Origin of the sequence: Nocardioides rubriscoriae (assembly GCF_008087085.1) — a bacterium.
Lineage (GTDB): Bacteria > Actinomycetota > Actinomycetes > Propionibacteriales > Nocardioidaceae > Nocardioides > Nocardioides rubriscoriae.
Genome location: NZ_VIYJ01000001.1, coordinates 370,377 through 388,846 on the forward strand (window position 1 = coordinate 370,377; position 18,470 = coordinate 388,846).

Annotated in this window: 19 protein-coding genes and 1 tRNA gene; 5 read left to right on the top strand and 15 right to left on the bottom strand. The window is 72.3% G+C overall.

Going from position 1 to position 18,470, the window contains the following annotated elements; all coding sequences use genetic code 11:
- Positions 1–50: 50 nt before the first annotated feature.
- On the top strand, positions 51–1,118 hold the full coding sequence (locus FZC61_RS01830) for a hypothetical protein (protein ID WP_148611892.1): 1,068 nt from the start codon (positions 51–53) through the stop codon (positions 1,116–1,118).
- A gap of 27 nt (positions 1,119–1,145) precedes the next feature.
- Here FZC61_RS01830 and FZC61_RS22865 read toward each other — a convergent pair whose 3' ends face one another.
- The gene (locus FZC61_RS22865) at positions 1,146–1,319 is read right to left on the bottom strand and encodes a hypothetical protein (RefSeq protein WP_170285930.1); all 174 of its coding nucleotides are present in this window, start codon (positions 1,317–1,319) and stop codon (positions 1,146–1,148) included.
- A 200-nt stretch (positions 1,320–1,519) separates the two neighbouring features.
- Positions 1,520–1,723 carry a cold-shock protein gene (locus tag FZC61_RS01835; protein ID WP_056863399.1) on the bottom strand — a complete coding sequence of 68 codons (204 nt, stop codon included), beginning with the start codon at positions 1,721–1,723 and terminating at the stop codon, positions 1,520–1,522.
- A 422-nt stretch (positions 1,724–2,145) separates the two neighbouring features.
- On the opposite strand from FZC61_RS01835, the gene FZC61_RS01840 reads away from it, so the two are divergent.
- Together FZC61_RS01840 and FZC61_RS01845 are read left to right on the top strand one after the other, a co-directional pair.
- Positions 2,146–2,221: transfer RNA gene (locus tag FZC61_RS01840), tRNA-Lys, on the top strand.
- Positions 2,222–2,341: 120 nt separating this feature from the next.
- The gene (locus FZC61_RS01845) at positions 2,342–2,725 is read left to right on the top strand and encodes a response regulator transcription factor (protein WP_148611894.1); all 384 of its coding nucleotides are present in this window, start codon (positions 2,342–2,344) and stop codon (positions 2,723–2,725) included.
- A gap of 4 nt (positions 2,726–2,729) precedes the next feature.
- Here the strand turns inward: FZC61_RS01845 and FZC61_RS01850 are convergent, their stop codons facing one another.
- Both FZC61_RS01850 and FZC61_RS01855 read right to left on the bottom strand, forming a co-directional pair.
- Positions 2,730–4,769, bottom strand: coding sequence for an ATP-binding protein (locus FZC61_RS01850; protein WP_148611896.1), 2,040 nt, complete (start codon positions 4,767–4,769; stop codon positions 2,730–2,732).
- Complete coding sequence (locus FZC61_RS01855; RefSeq protein ID WP_148611898.1) at positions 4,769–5,698, bottom strand: response regulator transcription factor; 930 nt, start codon at positions 5,696–5,698, stop codon at positions 4,769–4,771. The genes FZC61_RS01850 and FZC61_RS01855 overlap by 1 nt, the downstream gene beginning before the upstream one ends.
- A 111-nt stretch (positions 5,699–5,809) precedes the next feature.
- On the opposite strand from FZC61_RS01855, the gene FZC61_RS01860 reads away from it, so the two are divergent.
- On the top strand, positions 5,810–6,412 hold the full coding sequence (locus FZC61_RS01860; protein ID WP_148611900.1) for a TetR/AcrR family transcriptional regulator: 603 nt from the start codon (positions 5,810–5,812) through the stop codon (positions 6,410–6,412).
- A gap of 14 nt (positions 6,413–6,426) precedes the next feature.
- On the opposite strand, the gene paaK is transcribed toward FZC61_RS01860, so the two are convergent.
- From paaK to paaA, 7 genes are read right to left on the bottom strand one after another with little or no spacing between them, the layout of a single operon-like run.
- On the bottom strand, positions 6,427–7,734 hold the full coding sequence (gene paaK / locus FZC61_RS01865; RefSeq protein WP_148611902.1) for a phenylacetate--CoA ligase PaaK: 1,308 nt from the start codon (positions 7,732–7,734) through the stop codon (positions 6,427–6,429).
- A 1-nt stretch (position 7,735) separates the two neighbouring features.
- Entirely contained in the window at positions 7,736–8,152 is a 417-nt protein-coding gene (gene paaI / locus FZC61_RS01870) for a hydroxyphenylacetyl-CoA thioesterase PaaI (protein WP_170285931.1), read from the bottom strand.
- On the bottom strand, positions 8,145–9,236 hold the full coding sequence (paaE, locus tag FZC61_RS01875) for a 1,2-phenylacetyl-CoA epoxidase subunit PaaE (RefSeq protein WP_148611904.1): 1,092 nt from the start codon (positions 9,234–9,236) through the stop codon (positions 8,145–8,147). The genes paaI and paaE overlap by 8 nt, the downstream gene beginning before the upstream one ends.
- A complete protein-coding gene (gene paaD, locus FZC61_RS01880) occupies positions 9,237–9,746 on the bottom strand; it encodes a 1,2-phenylacetyl-CoA epoxidase subunit PaaD (protein WP_246142463.1) in 510 nt (169 codons plus the stop codon).
- A 7-nt stretch (positions 9,747–9,753) separates the two neighbouring features.
- Positions 9,754–10,704, bottom strand: coding sequence for a 1,2-phenylacetyl-CoA epoxidase subunit PaaC (gene paaC, locus FZC61_RS01885; protein WP_148611906.1), 951 nt, complete (start codon positions 10,702–10,704; stop codon positions 9,754–9,756).
- A gap of 12 nt (positions 10,705–10,716) precedes the next feature.
- Positions 10,717–11,001 (bottom strand): 1,2-phenylacetyl-CoA epoxidase subunit PaaB, encoded by a 285-nt coding sequence (gene paaB, locus FZC61_RS01890; protein WP_148611908.1) that lies wholly within the window; start codon positions 10,999–11,001, stop codon positions 10,717–10,719.
- Complete coding sequence (gene paaA / locus FZC61_RS01895) at positions 10,998–11,951, bottom strand: 1,2-phenylacetyl-CoA epoxidase subunit PaaA (RefSeq protein ID WP_148611910.1); 954 nt, start codon at positions 11,949–11,951, stop codon at positions 10,998–11,000. Before paaA ends, paaB begins: the two co-directional genes overlap by 4 nt.
- A gap of 100 nt (positions 11,952–12,051) precedes the next feature.
- On the opposite strand from paaA, the gene paaZ reads away from it, so the two are divergent.
- Complete coding sequence (gene paaZ, locus FZC61_RS01900; RefSeq protein ID WP_148611913.1) at positions 12,052–14,100, top strand: phenylacetic acid degradation bifunctional protein PaaZ; 2,049 nt, start codon at positions 12,052–12,054, stop codon at positions 14,098–14,100.
- 128 nt (positions 14,101–14,228) lie between these two features.
- Here paaZ and FZC61_RS01905 read toward each other — a convergent pair whose 3' ends face one another.
- From FZC61_RS01905 to FZC61_RS01920, 4 genes are all read right to left on the bottom strand, one after another.
- Positions 14,229–15,113 carry a DICT sensory domain-containing protein gene (locus FZC61_RS01905; RefSeq protein ID WP_170285932.1) on the bottom strand — a complete coding sequence of 295 codons (885 nt, stop codon included), beginning with the start codon at positions 15,111–15,113 and terminating at the stop codon, positions 14,229–14,231.
- A gap of 69 nt (positions 15,114–15,182) precedes the next feature.
- Complete coding sequence (locus FZC61_RS01910) at positions 15,183–15,866, bottom strand: helix-turn-helix transcriptional regulator (RefSeq protein WP_148611918.1); 684 nt, start codon at positions 15,864–15,866, stop codon at positions 15,183–15,185.
- Positions 15,867–15,961: 95 nt separating this feature from the next.
- Positions 15,962–17,116: a zinc-binding dehydrogenase gene (locus FZC61_RS01915; protein ID WP_148611920.1), complete on the bottom strand. Its 1,155-nt coding sequence runs from the start codon at positions 17,114–17,116 to the stop codon at positions 15,962–15,964.
- On the bottom strand, positions 17,116–18,390 hold the full coding sequence (locus FZC61_RS01920; protein WP_246142464.1) for an acyl-CoA dehydrogenase family protein: 1,275 nt from the start codon (positions 18,388–18,390) through the stop codon (positions 17,116–17,118). The genes FZC61_RS01915 and FZC61_RS01920 overlap by 1 nt, the downstream gene beginning before the upstream one ends.
- Positions 18,391–18,470 lie beyond the last annotated feature (80 nt).

An 18,470-nucleotide genomic window follows, 5' to 3' on the forward strand; every position in this document is an offset into this window, starting at 1 on the left:
GGCCGGGAAGGGCACACGTGACACCACAGGGGACACGCAGGCGCTGGTGGGTGGTCGGCGGGGTCGTCGCCCTGGTGCTGCTCGCGGTCGCGGTGGTCGTGGTCGTCGACCCGTTCGGCGACGACACGCGCGAGCAGCGGGTCCGCGCGGCCCGCTCGGCCGGCGCGTCGTTCGACGACGCCGTCCTGCTGGCCCCCGGCGACGCCGAGCGCGTGCTGTGGACCGACTGGGCCGGCATCCGCGACGAGCTGGGCGTCGACCTCGACGCGTCCTCGACCCCGGAGCAGGTCGAGGACCTGCTCGACCGGGGCTTCGACGCCAACCTGACCGCCACCACGGCACTGGAGTCCTCGGCGTCGACGCTGCAGGAGTCGTTCGGCTTCTCCCCCGCGACCCTCGAGTGGGAGCTCTTCACCCAGTCCCCCCAGGCGGCCACCCTCACCATGCACCTGGGCGACGGGGTCACGACCGACGACGTCGCCGAGGCCCTGCGCGCCCTGCAGTACGCCGAGCCCGCCGAGCCCGACGGGGTCTGGCGCGGCGACGCCGACCTCGCCGTCGCCGGCGACGTCACCCCCGAGCTGACCTTCATCGCCCTGGACCGCGCGCACGACCTGGTCTTCGCCTCCGACCAGCCCACCGGGGTCGACGCCGCGGTGGAGGCCGCCGCCGCGGCCGACTCCGAGCCGGTGCCGGACGAGGTCGTCGCCGGGCTCGGCTCGCCGCTGTCGGCGGTGGCCTACAACAGCACCTACGTGTGCAGCGCGCTGGCGATGGCCGGTGCCGATCCCGACGACCAGGCCGAGGCCGACACCCTCGTCGCGCAGGCCGGCCGGATCAACCCGCTGACCGGCTACGCGATCGGCGCCGAGCCGGGCGGGCTCGTACGGGTCGCCCTCGGGTTCGAGAACGAGGACCAGGCCGGCGCCAACGCGCTGAGCCGCGGGCAGCTCGCCTCCGGCCCGGCTCCCGGCCAGGGCGGCGACTTCACCGACCGCTTCACCCTCGGGCCGGTGCAGGTCGACGGCGACGTCGTGACGATGGAGCTCGACCCGGTCGAAGGGCAGTTCGTGGTGTCCGAGCTCAGCGACGGCCCGGTGCTGTTCGCGACCTGCTGAGCCGAAGGAGCACAGGCCCCCTGGACCTCAGGCCTCGCGGCGCGGGTGCGGCGGCACCGGGACGACGCCGAGGATCCGGTCGATCTCGTCGGGCGTCAGCCGGTCGTCGGCCTCGCTGGCCGCGATGATCAGGTTGGTCGTCAGCTCGACCTCGCCCAGCAGGTCGACGTCTTCAAGAGAGACGTCGAATTGGTCGTACACCGTGGTCTCCCTGCTCCCGAATGCTCGTGTGACCCCTTGTGACACCTTACGCGGTCGGGGGTCGCGACCGTGATGGTCATTACGGGTGGTTCGCCCGGTTCCGCCTGGGCCATGCCCCACCCCACCGGCCCGGGACGAGCCGAGGCCCCGCCGTCAGGGACGGCGGGGCCTCGGTGGTGTGGTCTACAGACCAGCCGGTGTCAGACCGGGCGGACGTTCTCCGCCTGCGGGCCCTTGGGGCCCTGGGTGACGTCGAACTCGACCTTCTGGTTCTCGTCGAGGGACTTGTAACCCTGGGTCTGGATCGCCGAGTAGTGCACGAAGACGTCGTCGCCGCCGTCCTCCTGCGCGATGAAACCGAAACCCTTCTCGGCGTTGAACCACTTCACGGTGCCCTGAGCCATTGCTCATATCTCCTTGTATCGGGGCGAGAGCCGCCACGTCAGCGACCCGCAACAGGTGCGGTGACACGTCGCTCCGACCCATGGGATGACACCACAAACCAGAAACGCCGTTGGATCACGTACTCCTTAGGCGTCAGACCAGCTGAGAACTTGCGCCTGTTGCATTCATGACCTTACCAACTGCACCGGCCAGGAAAAGAGTTCGCACCCCTCGGATCCGATTCGTCCGTGTGAACTTCCCACGACGCGCGGGTGACCGACACCGCCCCCGGGGCAGCGCGGGCGGTCGCGGTGGCCGGTCTGGACGAGCGTGGGCTCGCGGCCGCAACCGCGCCCGCCCGCACGAACCGCGACGTCTCGCACTATCCTCCAGGCCTGGGGGCGATCCGGAGCAGTGTGCGTGCTCCGGGGGCTCCCCACCCGGGCCCCTAGCTCAATTGGCAGAGCTGAGGACTTTTAATCCTTAGGTTGTGGGTTCGAGTCCCACGGGGCCTACCAGCGTCGTACGCCGTCGCCCCGGGGCAGGCCGATCCCCCGGGAAAGGATCTTCACGCTTACTTCACAACGGCCGACCCGTGACGCGTGTGACGACTCCGATGTCTCGACATGCTGGCAGGCATGACGAAGATCCTGGTCGCGGACGACAACGACGACCTGCGCGACCTGATCACCCTGTTCCTCGTGCGCGCGGGCTATGACGTCACCGCGGTGCCCGACGGCATGGCGGCGTGGACCGAGATCCAGGCACGGCGCTACGACCTGGTGGTGCTCGACAACACGATGCCGAGGATGACGGGCATCGAGGTTCTCGTCGCCTGCCGCGACGCGCAGATGGCCGACCGGCCGCCCGTCATCATGCTGTCGGCGCTGCGGTCACGCCACGACGTCGAGGCAGGGCTCGACGCGGGTGCCGACGCCTACATGACCAAGCCGTTCACCTGTGCTGGTCTGATCGGCCAGATCGACACGCTCCTGGGCCGCGGGACCGCCACCGCGATGTGACGGCTCAGACGGGGGCGAGCGGCAGGTCGAAGACGAACGTCGTGCCTGACGTCGCAGATCCCACGTCCTCGGCGTAGATCATCCCCCCGTGACGCTCGACGATGGTGCGGCACAGGGCGAGCCCGAGGCCGGTCCCGGCGTACTGGCCTGCGTGGTCTTGCGACCGGAACAGCCGTGAGAACACCAGCTCGCGGTCCGCCGGCGGGATCCCGATCCCGTTGTCGGTGACGCGGACGACCACCCGGGGCCCGACGGCGTGCCCGCTGATCGTGATGTGGGGCACCGTCCCAGTGGCGACGTACTTCGCCGCGTTGCCGAGGAGGTTCGCCAGGAGCCGGCCGACGAGCTGCCTGTCGGCCATGACCGCGGGGATGTCGGGGTGGACGTCGATCACGACCTCCCTCGGCAACGACTCGTGCAGCTCGCCGACGAGACCCAGCGGGCCGCTGAGGTCGAGCGGCTCGAGCTCGAGCTCGGCTCCCTCGGCGGTGGCCTGCTCCAGGAAGTCCTCGATAAGTCCGGTCATGCGGTCGATGGACCCGACGGCGCGCAGGAGCGCGACCGAGAGCGTCTCGCGATCGACGTCGACCGGCGACACGGACGCAGCCATCGAAGCCAGGTCGAGCCACCCGCGGGCTGCGGTGAGCGGCGACCTAAGGTCGTGGGACACGTTCTCGGCGAACTCCAGAAGGCCCTGCCGCTCACGTCGCAGGTCGGTGACGTCGCGGTAGACGACGACGACACCGAGGGGGCTCCCGTCACCACCCGGCCTCGCCAGGGCAGCCGCCGACACCGACAGTGTTCGTCGAGCGCCGTCCGTACGACGCACGCACAGGTCGTGGGCCAGCACCCGTCCCTCCGAGAGCGCTCGGTGCGAGGGGCGCTCGCTCGGATCCATCGCACGCCCGTCGGGATGTTCCACGACGTAGTCCTCGGCCTGGTGCTGGTACCCGGTCGTGGTCGACTGCAGCATCGCTCGCGCAGCGGAGTTCGCACGGGTCAGCTGCCCGGCGGGGTTGACGATGACGATGCCCTCGTCGAGGGCCTCGGTCATCGTGTCCAGCAGCTCGGCGCGCGCCGTCGCCTCCCGCTGCTCCGCGTGGAGGGCGGCCGTGAGCGTGTCGCGCTGGTCGCGACCAGAGGCGAGCGCGAGCGCGATCAACATGATGGTGAGCAGGTAGGCCTGCGTCACGACCAGCTCGCTCTCGGCGCCTCCGATGCCGGCGAACGGACCACTGCCCACGAGGGTCGCGACGACGGCGAGCGTCCCGAACAGGGCCGTGTGCCAGGCAGCGGCCAGCGTGGAGAAGCGGGTCGCGACCCAGGTCGCGCTGACGGCCCCCAAGAACGCCAGCGGCAGGTCGTAGGCGACGAAGATCACGAGGTAGCTGATGAGGGAGACGATCAGGAGGAGCGTCGCCTCGGCGACCCGGGCCCTGGACGGCGCCCGTGGCCGCCACGATGACTGCCACCGCTCCAGCAGGAGGTGCCCGCACGCGCCGACGACCACGATGCCCGTCGCGTTGGTCGCCCACCAGATCGTGAAGCCGTCGACGTAGTCGGCCACCGACTGCGGGGTCGAGGCCAGGCCCGCCACCAGGGCCCCAGCCGCGGTGGCGAGCGTGACCGCCAGCGTGCCCAGGGCGAGGGTGGACGGGTCGTGCACGCTCTCGCCACCACCCGCTCCCAGGAGCCGGGGGCACCATCGCCGCACCAGGGTCGTCGCGATCACCACCTGGACGACCCCTGCTCCCGAGATCACGACTGCAGGCAGCGCAGGTGTCGCGACGAGTCCGGAGACGACCAGCGTCTCTGCGGTCATGAGCACCACCACGGCGACGCGTTGGCGCCGGGAGGGCTGCACCAGCAGCCACAGGAACGCCGAGCCGGCGGCGGGCCACACCAGCGCCGGCCTGGCCGCCGAGTCGCCAGCACTCCAGCCCGCGAGCAGCAGTGCGCCGTGGACCGCCGCCCACCCGGCGGTGGCCGTCGGACCCGGTCGTCGAGGCCGCTGGACCCAGGAGACGGATGACCGCAGCGTCATCAGACGATGGTAGGACCATCGCCTTCGCGACACTCGAGATTCGAGGCGACGGCCCAGGCCTGCTGCAGGAGGTCGGCGAGCTGTCCTCGTGCCGACCCGCCGAGCTGCTCGGTACGCACGACCTCGAGCACCCTCTCCGCCAACGAGACCAGGGACGACGCGTCGGGGGCCGGCGCATCGTCGGCCGGCGACGCCTCACCGTCACGGTCGGGCGTCGTCACCTGCGGGTGGGGGCTGTCGGCGTCGCTCTCCGCGATCCACCGGTACCCGATCCCGCTCTCCGTCCGCAGCAGGTGCGAGTCGGTGGCGTCGTCCCCGAGCTTGTGCCGCAGCGAACGGACGTGCGCCCGCAGGGCCCCGTTGACCTCGGGCCCGTGGTCGGTCGACCAGATCTGGTGAGCGAGCCACCGATGGGTCACCACCCGGCCCGGCCGCCGTGACACCGCCTCGAGCAGTCGCCACTCGAGGGGAGTCAGTCGCACCTCGTGACCCGCGCGGCGCACGGTCATGGAGGCGGTGTCGATGCTCAGCTCGCCGAAGTGGCGCTCGGTCACACCCGGAGCGACGGCCTCGGATCGACGGACCACGGCCCTGACACGAGCGGCGAGCTCGGCGGCCCTGAAAGGCTTGGTGATGAAGTCGTCGGCGCCGGCGTCGAGCGCATCGATGCGGCTGACGTGGCGACTGGTGCCGGACAGGAAGATCACCGGCGTGTCGCCTGCTGAGCGCAGCTGCTCGATCACCTGGAGTCCCGACAGGTCCGGCAGTCCGAGGTCGAGGAGCACCAGGTCAGGTCGTCGGTCCTGGTAGGCGACCAAGCCCGCCCTCCCGGACGGGGCGTCGACGACGTCCCACCCGTACGTCTTCAACAGCTGGGTCAGGTAGGCGCGGGTGTCCTCGTCATCCTCGATGACCAGCACGGTTGCCATGTGATCACAGTAGGCGCGATCGACGTGCGGTCCAGTGGTCCTGCGACCTCGAGCCGAGGTCGCCGCTTCGACCAGAGTGGGGCCGGGCGCCCCGTGTGCGAGGCTTCGCCGGTGACCGAACCGGCAGCCAGGGCGCGACGTGGGCGACCCGGCCACGACCAGGCCGCGGTGCTGGCCGCGGCCATCGAGCTGTTCAACCGCAAGGGCTTCCAGGCGACCAGCATCGGTGACATCGCCGAGTCGCTCCACGTCACGAAGTCCGCGATCTACCACCACGTCGCCAGCAAGGAGCAGCTGTTGGCCGAGGCGCTCGACGAGGCGCTCGTCGAGCTCGAGGCGACCGTCGCAGCGGCGGTGGCGGCCGACGGCTCGGCCTACGACCAGCTGCGGGGCGTCGTACGCCGCAGCGTGGAGGTGCTCGTCGAGCACCAGCCGGCGGTGACCCTGCTGCTGCGGGTGCACGGCAACAGCGACACCGAGCGCGCGGCCCAGCGGCGCCGGCGCGCGATCGACGCCCAGCTCGCGGCGCTGGTGCGCCAGGCCGCGCAGGAGGGAGCGCTGCGAGGCGACCTCGACCCCGACCTGGTCAGCCGGCTGCTGTTCGGCATGGTCAACTCGCTGGTCGAGTGGTACCGCCCCAGCGGTCCGGTCTCGACCGAGGAGGTCGCGACGGCTGTCGCGGCGCTGTCGTTCGAGGGCCTGGCCGCCCCCTGACCGCCGGCTCGGCGTCAGCGCCGGGGCCGCTTGTCGACGATGCGGCGCATCTTGCCGACCGACCGTTCGACGCTGTCGGGGTCGACGACGTCGACGGCCACCGTCACCCCGATCGAGGCCTTGACGAGGTGGCGCAGGTGGGCGCCGGCCGCGTCGGCCTCGTCGCGGGTCGCCGCCTCGCGGCGCTCGACGAGCACCGTCATGGAGTCGAGGGTGCCGTCGCGGTCGAGCACGCACTGGAAGTGCGGCGACAGCGCCGGGGTGGCGAGGATGAGCTCCTCGATCTGGGTGGGGAAGAGGTTGACCCCGCGCAGGATGATCATGTCGTCGGTGCGGCCGGTGATCTTCTCGATGCGCCGCATCGTGCGGGCGGTGCCGGGCAGCAGCCGGGTCAGGTCGCGCGTGCGGTAGCGGATGACCGGCATCGCCTGCTTGGTCAGCGAGGTGAGGACCAGCTCGCCCTCCTCACCGTCGGGCAGCACCTCGCCGGTGACCGGGTCGATCACCTCGGGGTAGAAGTGGTCCTCCCAGACCGTCAGGCCGTCCTTGGTCTCCACGCACTCCGACGCCACCCCCGGGCCGATGACCTCCGACAGCCCGTAGATGTCGACGGCGTGCATGTCGAGGCGCTGCTCCATCTCGCGGCGCATGTCGTTGGTCCACGGCTCGGCGCCGAAGATGCCGACCTTGAGTGACGTCGTGCGTGGGTCGACGCCCTGGCGCTCCATCTCGTCGATGATCGAGAGCATGTAGGACGGCGTGACCATGATCAGGTCGGGCTCGAAGTCGAGGATCAGCTGCACCTGCCGCTCGGTCATCCCGCCCGAGACCGGCACGACGGTGCACCCGAGCTTCTCGGCGCCGTAGTGGGCCCCGAGCCCGCCGGTGAACAGCCCGTAGCCGTAGGCGTTGTGCAGCACGTGGCCCCGGCGACCACCGGCCGCGCGGATGCTGCGGGCGACCACCGTGGCCCAGGTGTCGATGTCGTCGGCGGTGTAGCCGACCACGGTCGGCTTGCCGGTCGTGCCGGACGAGGCGTGCACGCGCACGACCTGCTCGCGCGGCACCGCGAACATCGCGAACGGGTAGTTGTCACGCAGGTCGGCCTTCGTCGTGAAGGGCAGCCGTGCGAGGTCGGCGAGCTCGCGCACGTCGTCGGGGTGCACCCCCGCGGCGTCCCACGCGGCGCGGTAGTGGGGCACGTGGTCGTAGGCGTGGCGCACCGACCACCGCAACCGCTCGGTCTGCAACGCCCGCAGCTCGTCGACCGAGCAGGTCTCGACCGGCTCGAGATCACCGGGGCGGGGGCTCAGGTCGTGCACGTCACTGCCTCCCGGTCAGGGCGACGGCCCGGCTGCGGCCGCGCATCTCGGCGACCACGACGCCGTCGGCGGCACGGCTGACGGTGACGTCGTAGAGGCCCGAGCGCCCGCGCAGCGCGGTCTCGCGCGCCACGGCCACCAGCTCGTCGCCCAGGCGCCCGGCCTCAAGGAAGGTGATGTCGAAGCCCGACGCCACCGTCGTTCGCCCGCGCGAGTTGCAGGCCAGCGCGAAGGCGCTGTCGGCGAGCGTGGCGACCAGGCCGCCGTGGGCGAGGTCGTGGCCGTTGACCATGTCGGCGCGCACCGTCATCGCCACCGTCGCGTGGCCGGGAGCGAGGTCGACCAGCACCATCCCGAGCGCCTGCGACGCCGCGTCCGCGGCCCACATGGCGCGGGCCGTCTCGGCCGGGTCAGGCATCGAAGTCGACCGTCACGGCGTCGCCCACCGGGTAGGACTGGCAGGTCAGCACGAACCCGGCCTCGACCTCGGACGGCTCGAGCGCGTAGTTGCGGCGCATGTCGACCTCGCCGTCGGTGACCTTGGCCCGGCAGGTGCCGCATACCCCGCCCTTGCAGGCGAAGGGCAGGTCGGAGCGGACGGCCTGGGCGCCGTCGAGGACGGTCCGGTCCCGCGGGAGCGCCACGGTCGCCGACAGGCCCTCGAGCACGACGGTGACGTCGGTCGTGGCGCCGTCGTACGCCGCGGCCTCACGTCGCAGCTCGGGCGGCGGCTCGTCGACGTAGAACAGCTCGAAGTGGACCCGGTCGGGCGCGACCCCGAGCTCGGCCAGCACCTCGCGGGCGTCGTTGATCATCGCGAACGGCCCACACAGCCAGACGTCGTCGAACCGCTCGACGGGCAGCAGCGCCGCGAACAGCCGGCGCAGCCGGTCGGCGTCGAGGCGGCCGGAGAACAGCTCGGCGTCGCGGGGCTCGCGCGAGAGCACGTGCACCAGCTGCAGCCGGGAGCCGTAGCGGTTCTTGAGGTCGCCGAGCTCCTCGGCGAACATCACCGACGCGCTGGTGCGGTTGCCGTAGAGCAGGGCCACCTCGGCGTCGCCGCCGGCCAGCAGCGAGCTGGTGATGGAGAGCATCGGGGTGATGCCGGAGCCCGCGGCGATGCAGAGGTGGCGGCCACCGGCGCCCGGGTCGGCCCGGAAGCTGCCGCTCGGGACCTGTACGTCGACCTCGTCGCCGGGCCGCACCTCGCGCACCAGCCAGCGGGAGAAGAGCCCGTCGGGGATCTCACGGACCCCGATGCGCGGCCGCGCGCCGGCGGGCGCGCAGATGGAGTAGGAGCGGCGCTCCTCGCGACCGTCGACCGTGCGCCGCAGGGTCAGCGACTGGCCGGGGGCGAAGGCGTAGTCGTCGGCGAGGTCGGCCGGCACGTCGAAGGTGACGGCGACCGCGTCGTCGCACAGCCGCTCGACCGCAGCCACGGTGAGGGTGTGGAAGGCCGCCAAGCGCGCGGGGCGCGGCGGGGCGTCGGGAGCGAGCGTCATTCAGATCTCCTTGACGTGCTCGAAGGGCTCGAGGCAGGCGGTGCAGCGGTAGAGCGCCTTGCACGCGGTCGCCCCGAACTCCGACGTCAGCTCGACGCGCCCGGAGCCGCAGCGGGGGCAGTCGATCGCCCGGCGGGTGGGGGTCAGGGTGAGCGGGACGGGCCCGCCGGTGCGCGGGGCGGGGCCGGGCGCCGAGAGCCCGTGGTCGCGCAGCGCCTGGCGACCGCGCTCGGTGATCCAGTCGCTCGACCAGGCCGGGGTCAGCGACACCTCGACCCGCGCGGTGAACCCGGCGTCGGTCAACCGGTGCACGAGGTCGTCGCGCATGGTGGCCATCGCCGGGCACCCGGAGTAGGTGGGGGTGATCGTGACGACCACGCCCTGCTCGCCGGCGCCGTCGTCGGCCCGCACGTCGCGCAACACCCCGAGGTCCTCGAGCGTCAGCATCGGCATCTCGGGGTCGGTGACCGCGGCGGCGATCTCGCGGGCCACCGTGGCGGTGGTGGTCACGGGCGGCTCACCACAGGCCCGTCGGGTGGGCGCGCGCCACGACCTGCATCTCGGCGAGCAGCCGCGTGAGCGACTCGGTGTGGAGCCCGTCGCGCCCGGTGCGTCCGCGGACGCCGGCCAGGGCGGCCTTGTCGGGTCGCTCGACGCCGCTGACGGCGAGGACCTGCTCGAGGACGACGTCGACCTCGGCGGCCACGGACGCCGGGTCGACGCCCACCCCGGCGGCGGCGACGGCCGCCTCGACCGGGTGCGTGGCGAGCAGCTCGGGGTAGAGCGGCCAGAGCTCATCGAGCGCGGCCAGCAGGCGTCGGTGGGACTCGTCGGTGCCACGGGCCAGCGTGAGGAACCAGCGGCCGGCGTAGTCGCGGTGGTAGGTCAGCTCCTTGACCCCCTTGGCCGCGATCGCCGCCAGCACCGGGTCACGGCTGTCGACCAGTCGCCCCAGGACCGCCAGGCGGGCGGTGGAGAAGAGCAGCAGCCGCACCATCGTGTGGGCGAAGTCGCCGTTGGGCACCTCGGCCAGCCGCACGTTGCGGAAGGCGCCGGCCTCGCGGAAGAACGCCAGCGCGTCCTCGGCCGGCACCGGCGAGCCCGCGGGCAGGGCGGGCACGACCGAGGCGTCGGCCGCGGCCGCCCGGGCGAGCAGCAGCCGCGCCTGGCCGAGGAGGTCGAGCGCGGTGTTGGCCAGCGCAATGTCTTCCTCGAGGTCGGGGGCGTTGCTGGTCCACTCGCTCAGCCGGTGCGACATCACCAGCGCGTCGTCGCCGAGCATCAGGCAGTACGTCGCCAGCGCGGCCGCGTCGACGTCGTCGGGCACGGTCGTGTCGACGCCGGCCAGGGGGTCCTCGAAGTCGGTGCCGAAGGCCCACTGGGAGTCGTCGCCGGCCACCTCGTGGTGCTCGAGGAGCCCGTCGTAGGCGCTGCCGGCCTCGTGGGACGGGTCGGGGGTCGGGGTCATGGACTCTTCCAGCTACATGTGGGGGACGTTGTCGGGGATGTCGTAGAAGGTCGGGTGGCGGTAGACCTTGTCGCCGCTGGGCGCGAAGAGCGGGTCCTTCTCGTCGGGGCTCGACGCGGTGATCGCGTCGGCGCGCACCACCCAGATCGAGACACCCTCGTTGCGACGCGTGTAGACGTCGCGGGCGTGGCGCACCGCCATCTCATCGTCGGCGGCGTGCAGCGACCCGACGTGCACGTGGTTGAGGCCGCGCTTGCCGCGCACGAAGACCTCGTAGAGAGGCCACTCGGCGCTCACGCGATGGCCTCCTGCTGCTCGCGCCGGGCGAACGCCGTCGCGGCGTCGCGCACCCAGGCGCCGTCCTCGTGGGCGCGGCGACGGTGGGCGATGCGCTGGGCGTTGCACGGCCCGTTGCCCTTGACCACCTGCATGAACTCGGTCCAGTCGGGCTGGCCGAAGTCGTAGTGGCCGCGCTCGGCGTTCCACCGCAGGTCGGGGTCGGGGAAGGTGACACCGAGGGCCTCGGCCTGCGGCACGCTCATGTCGACGAAGCGCTGGCGCAGGTCGTCGTTGGTGTTGCGCTTGATGCCCCACGCCATCGACTGCTCGGTGTGGGGCGAGTCGTCGTCGGGCGGGCCGAACATCATCAGCGCGGGCCACCAGAACCGGTCGACCGACTCCTGCACCATCGCGCGCTGTGCGTCGGTGCCGCGCATCATCGTCGCGAGCAGCTCGTAGCCCTGTCGCTGGTGGAAGGACTCCTCCTTGCAGACCCGGATCATGGCGCGACCGTAGGGGCCGTAGGAGGTGCGGCACAGCGGCACCTGGTTGCAGATCGCGGCGCCGTCGACGAGCCAGCCGATGGTGCCGACGTCGGCGTAGGACAGCGTGGGGTAGTTGAAGATCGAGGAGTACTTCTGGCGGCCGTCGACGAGCATCTCGGTGAGCTCCTGGCGCGAGACCCCGAGCGTCTCGGCCGCCGAGTAGAGGTAGAGACCGTGGCCGGCCTCGTCCTGCACCTTGGCCAGCAGGATCGCCTTGCGGCGCAGCGACGGCGCGCGGGTGATCCAGCCCCCCTCGGGCTGCATGCCGATGATCTCGGAGTGGGCGTGCTGGGCGACCTGGCGCAGCACCGTGCGGCGGTAGCCGTCGGGCATCCAGTCGCGCGGCTCGATCCGGTCGTTGCGCGCCACCGTGGCCTCGAACTGCGCCAGCAGCCCGGCCTCGCTCACGTCGGTCGTCGTCACGGCGGGTCCTCCTCGACAGGGCTTTACTGACCGTTCGGTCTGTAATACCTTGACACGGCCGCGCACCCCCGCGCAAGCACCCTGAGGACGGAGTCAGCTCGTGAGCGCACTGTTGGAGAGCTATGCCGCCGGACGCTGGCACCGGGCCGACGACGAGGGCCGCCCGGTCCTCGACGCCGTCACCGGCGAAGAGGTCGCCCGGATCAGCTCGACCGGCCTCGACCTCGGCGCGATGGTCGCCCACGGCCGCACCGTCGGCGTCGCCGCCCTGGCCCCGCTGACCTTCCACGAGCGCGCCGCACTGCTCAAGGCCGTGGCCAAGCACCTGACCGAGGTCAAGGACGAGCTCTACGAGCTGTCCTTCCGCACCGGCGCCACCCGCCGCGACTCGGCCGTCGACATCGACGGCGGCATCGGCACCGTCTTCTCGCTCGCGAGCAAGGCCACCCGCGAGCTGCCCCACGACACCGTCCACCTCGACGGCGGCCTCGAGCCCCTGGGCCGCGCCGGCACCTTCGTCGGCCAGCACGTGTGGACCAGCCGGCCCGGTGTGGCCGTGCAGGTCAACGCGTTCAACTTCCCGGTCTGGGGCTTCCTCGAGAAGCTCGCCCCGGCCTTGCTGGCCGGGTCGCCGACCATCGTCAAGCCCGCCGCGCAGACGGCGTACCTCGCCGAGCTCGTCGTCCGCCGCATCATCGAGTCGGGCCTGCTGCCCGAGGGCTCGCTGCAGCTGCTGTGCGGCAGCCCCGCCGGGCTGCTCGACGAGCTCACCGTGCAGGACCGGGTCGCCTTCACCGGGTCGGCCCACACCGCCGGCCTGCTGCGCGGCCACCCCAACGTGCTCCACGGCGGGGTCGAGCTGACCGTCGAGGCCGACTCGCTCAACTGCTCGATCCTCGGTCCCGACGTCGCGGCCGACGATCCCGAGCTCGACCTGTTCGTCAAGGCCGTGGTCACCGAGATGACCGTCAAGGCCGGCCAGAAGTGCACGGCGATCCGCCGCGTGATCGTGCCCCGCCCCCTGGTCGGCACCGTCACCGACGCCCTCGCCGCGCGGCTGGCGACCATCACGGTCGGCGACCCGCGCTCCGACGACGTACGGATGGGGGCGCTGGTGAGCCTCGAGCAGCGCGACGAGGTCCGCAAGGCGATCCAGTCGCTGCGCGCCTCGGCCGACCTCGTGCACGGAGACCCCGACCGGGTCGAGGCGATCGACGCCGACGCCGAGCGCGGCGCGTTCCTGTCCCCCGTGCTGCTGCGCGCCCACGACGGCGCGGTCGAGGCCCACGACGTCGAGCCGTTCGGGCCGGTGAGCACCGTCATCGGCTACGACGGGCTCGACGACGCGGTCGCGCTGGCCGCGCGCGGCAAGGGCAGCCTGGTCGGCTCGGTCGTCACCCACGACCCCGCCGTGGCCCGACACGTCGTCCTCGGCACCGCGCCCTGGCACGGCCGGATCCTGGTGCTCGACCGCGACGACGCGCAGGAGGCCACCGCGGCCGGCGGGCACGGCTCGCCGCTCCCGGTGCTCGTGCACGGCGGCCCCGGCCGCGCCGGCGGGGGCGAAGAGCTCGGCGGCATCCGAGGGGTCCTGCACCACCTGCAGCGCACCGCGATCCAGGCCTCGCCCGACATGCTGACCGCGATCACCGGCCGCTGGACCCCCGGCTCGCAGCGCAGCGACGACGGCACGCACCCGTTCCGCAAGAGCCTGGCCACCCTGCGGGTCGGCGACACCATCGCCTCCGCCTCACGCACGGTCACCCTCGCCGACATCGACCACTTCGCCGAGTTCACCGGTGACACCTTCTACGCCCACACCGACCCCGAGGCCGCAGCCGCCAACCCGCTGTTCGGCGGCATCGTCGCCCACGGCTACCTCGTGGTCTCGCTGGCCGCCGGGCTGTTCGTCGACCCCGACCCGGGCCCGGTGCTCGCCAACTTCGGCGTCGACCACCTGCGGTTCCTGACGCCGGTCAAGGCCGACGACACGATCGCGGTCACCCTGACCGTCAAGCAGATCACCCCGCGCAGCAACGCCGACTACGGCGAGGTCCGCTGGGACGCCGTCGTCACCAACGCCGACGACCAGCCCGTCGCGACCTACGACGTGCTGACCCTGGTCGCGAAGGAGTGGCCGCAGGCCTGACCGGGGCGCACGAGCGCGCGCGGACGGGCACGCTGGGGCAGGTCGTGCCCTTGCTCACCGAGCACTCGACGTGTGATCACGACCCGTCTGGCGGACCAGGACCCCACCTCGAGCGAGGCGGACCCGGCTCAGGACGCCCGGACGTTGCGGTCGGTGTAGGCGACGACGCGGTTGAAGAGCGAGGTGACCTGGGCGAGGTCGACAGGCTCGGTCGGCAGCGGGGCCGCGAGCTCGTCGGTCACCTCGTCGGCCCCCGCCGCACCGAAGTCGCGGGCGACCAGGGCACAGACCCGGGAGGCCTCGCGTACCGCGTCGCGCTCGACGGTCCAGACCGACTCGAAGAGCCGGTCGCCGTCGCGGACCCCGGCCTGGCCGGGGATCTCCCAGGCCGTGAGGGCGACCGGGAGCTCGGGGCCGTCGCACACGACCGCCCACTCGCGGGCCATCGGGTGGTGGCTGGGCAGGGCGACCGGCACCGGGGTGCGCGGCTCGTGGTGGGTCGCCCCGGTCGGCTCGAAGTCGGCGAAGACGTAGGTCGAGCCCATCGTGCGGGCCAGGTCGTCCCAGCGCGGCTCGGCGGCCTGGTAGTGCTGGGTGCGCTGGAAGGCCCCGAAGAGGTGGGCGGGCTGGACGCGCGAGGCGAACTCGTCCTCGATCGCCCAGGACAAGGCCAGCAGCGTGCGCTTGGTGAGGCGCTGCGGCGTCAGGCCGGGGTGGGTGTGTCGCAGCCGGGCGTAGACCGACGGCGCCCCCGGGGCGTCGAGGGTCGGACGCCGGGCGGCCACGGCCTGCTCGATGGCGACGTCGAGGCGCACGCCGTCGTCGCGGCGGCGTACGACGTCACGGATGACGAGGACGTGCTGCTCGTCGTAGCGGCGGTGGCCGCTCTCGCGCCGGTGGGGCACGGGGAAGCCGTGCCGGCTCTCCCACACCCGCAGGGTCGCGGCGCTCACACCGGTGCGGTCAGCGAGATCGCCGATGCTGAGCGCGGCTTCGGTCTCGGAGTTGGACACTGTGTTCACCTGACTGGTCGAAATCTCCACATAGTGTGGAGAAGGCTGTGGAGACTGTCCAGGCGGGGGTCAGCCGACGAGCGCGTGCCCGCGGTCGACGTGGATGCCGTTGTCGAGACCCCACAGCACGGCCTGGGTGCGGCGCTCGACACCCATCTTGCGGTAGGCGCTGCGGATGTAGGTCTTGACGGAGTTGATGCTCAGCTGCAGCCGGTCACCGATCTCGCGGTTGCTGAGACCCGACACGATGAGGCTGACGATCTCGCTCTCGCGCGGGGTCAGGCCGACGTCCTCGTGCTCGAAGTGGGTCTCGGGCTCGATCTCGGGGGTGGGCTCCTCCTCGACCGGCTCCTCGGCGACCGGCGCCAGGACGACTCGGCGGCTGACCGGGGCGGTCTCGAAGCGGCCCTCGACCAGGCGCTCGACCGAGACCACGAGCTGCGAGGCGGTCAGCGACTTGGCGAGGTGGGGGTTGGCGGGGGTGGCGGGCAGCTGGTCGGGGCCGGCCCAGCTGAACACGGCGGCCTGGGCCGCGCTCATCGACTGCAGGTCGCGCAGCAGCGAGCGGGACATGCTGGTCTGGCCCATGGGCTCGTAGAGGACCACGTCGAGGCTGTCGGGAGCAGCGAGTGCGTCCCGGTTGTCGACCACGGCGACCCGGTCGGCGTACGGCGCCAACAGGGTGCGGAGGCCGGCGTTGGCCAGATCGGAGTCGTCGACGAGCGTGATGCGAAGCGGGAGCGTGCCGGTCATGATGATCTCCAGACTTAGACGGGATGTCTAAGAATCTAGACCAAAGTTCAACACGCTGTCCACACATCCACCCGCAGGGGTGAGGGAGGTCACCCTCAGGTGAGGCGGGGGTCGACCAGGATCTTGGCCTGGGTCTCGGGATCGCCCAGCGCCTCGAAGGCGTCAGCCACGCCCGCGAGCCCCACCGTGCCCGTGACCAGCGGCGACGGATCGATCCTGCCGTCGGCCATCAGGTGCAGGGCCTGGCGGAACTCGGCGGGCGTGTAGCCGAGCACGAAGCGCAGGTCGACCTCCTTGTTGATCGCCACCGACGGCCGGATCGTGTCGTCGCCCATGCACACCCCGACCACCACGACGCGCGTCGACAGCGGCGCCGCCGCGATGACCTGGTCGAGGATCCCGGGCACCCCGACGCACTCGAAGACCACGGGGCCCGACGGCGTCGCGCCGGCGAGCTCGGCGGCGCGGAAGACGTGCTGCCAGGGCAGGAACGGCACCGAGCGCAGCTTCTCCATGCTGCTCACCGCGAGCTCGAAGAGCGCGGGTGCGTCGAGGAAGCGGCCTCCGGCCGCGCGCGCGGCGTCGAAGGGCGAGTCCTGCGCGGGGTCGACCACGACGTCGGCACCCATCGTCTCGGCGAGCGCGCGGCGCCCCGGGGAGAAGTCGCTGGCCACGACCGTGCGCACCCCGGCGGCCTTGAGCATCGCCACCACCCCGAGGCCGATCGGGCCGCACCCGATGACGATCGCGGTCTGGCCCTTGCCCACCTGCCCGCGGCGTACGGCGTGGAGCGCGACCGCCATCGGCTCGGTCAGCGCCGCCGTGGACGGTGCGAGGCCGTTGGGCACCGCGAAGGTCAGCGCCTCCTGCACGAGCACCTGCTCGGCGTACCCGCCGGCCGCACGGGTCGTGAGGCCCGTCAGGTGGACACCGCCCGCGGCCCGCAGGATGGGCATCGCCACGACCGGCCCCGACGTGCGGCCGGCCCCGCGGCCGGTGCCCTTGCCACGCTCGGCGACGGTGCCGCAGAACTCGTGGCCGAGCACCACCGCGTCGGCCGGACGCATCAGGTCGTCGTAGCCCGCGGTCGCGGCCGCGTCGGCGACCGCGTCGGCGTGGTGGCGGGCGTGCAGGTCGGAGCCGCAGATGCCGCAGGCGAGCACGTCGAGGAGGAGCTGCCCCTTGCCGGGCACGAGGTCGGGCACCTCGCGGACGTCGAGCTCGCCCTCCTGGCAGACGACCGCGCGCATCAGGAGGTCCGCAGCTGGTCGAAGAGCGACGGCGGCAGGTCGAAGAGCGGCTCACGGTTGAGCTCGGCGCGCGCCAGTGTGGTCAGGTGGGCCTCGTCGGGGCCGTCGAAGATCCGCATGGCGCGGTGCCAGCCGTAGAGCATCGCCAGCGGGGTGGCGTCGGTGACGCCGGCGCCGCCGTGCAGCTGGATCGCGCGGTCGATGACCGAGAGCACCGCTCGCGGTACGGCGACCTTGGCCGCGGCGATCAGGTGGCGCGCGGCCTTGTTGCCCTCGCTGTCGACGACGTACGCCGCGTGGTGGCACAGCGCGCGGGCCTGCTCGAGCTCGACACGAGACTCGGCGATGCGCTCGCGCACCGCCGACTGCTCGGCCAGCGGACCACCGAAGGCCGTGCGGGCCTGGGCCCGCGACACCATCATCGCCAGCGCCCGCTCACCGGCCCCCAGGGCCCGCATCACGTGGTGGATGCGCCCGGGGCCCAGACGGGCCTGCGCGGCGGCGAACCCGCCGCCCTCCTCGCCGAGGATGTTGGTCACCGGCACGCGCACGTCGGTGAGCTCGACCTCGCAGTGGCCGTGCTGGTCCTGGCGACCGAAGACCGGCAGCGAGCGCTGGATGTCGACGCCGGGGGTGTCGGTCGGCACGATGACCATCGACTGCTGGCGGTGCGTGGCGGCGTCGGGGTCGGTCTTGCCCATCACGATGAGCACCGCGCAGCGCGGGTCGGCGGCCCCCGAGATCCACCACTTGCGGCCGTTGATGACGTACTCGTCGCCGTCGCGCTCGATGCGGGTCTCGATGTTGGTCGCGTCGGACGACGCCACCCGCGGCTCGGTCATCGCGAACGCCGAGCGGATCTCGCCGGCCAGCAGCGGCTTGAGCCACCGCTCCTGCTGCTCGGCGTTGCCGATGAGGTGCAGCAGCTCCATGTTGCCGGTGTCGGGCGCCTGGCAGTTGATCGCCTCGGGCGCCAGCTCGTTGCTCCACCCCGACAGCTCGGCGATGGGGGCGTACTCGAGCTGTGTCAGCCCGCTCTCCGACGGCAGGAAGAGGTTCCACAGCCCGCGCTCGCGCGCCTTGGCCTTGAGCTCCTCGATCACCGGCGGCACGGTGTGGTCGCCCTCGCCGGCCTCGTGGCGGAACCTGTCGTAGGCGGCCTCGGCCGGGAACACCTCCTCCCGCATGAACGCGAGCATCGCGTCGTAGTGACGACGCGCGGCGTCGCTGGGGACTGGATAGGCGGGGTACATCCCGGACGGCCCGAAGGGCATGGCTTCTCCTGTACGTCGTCGTACGCCGGCGATCAGCCGGCGTGCGGCCGGCGACCAGGTCGCCAGCAGTCTTCCAGGAC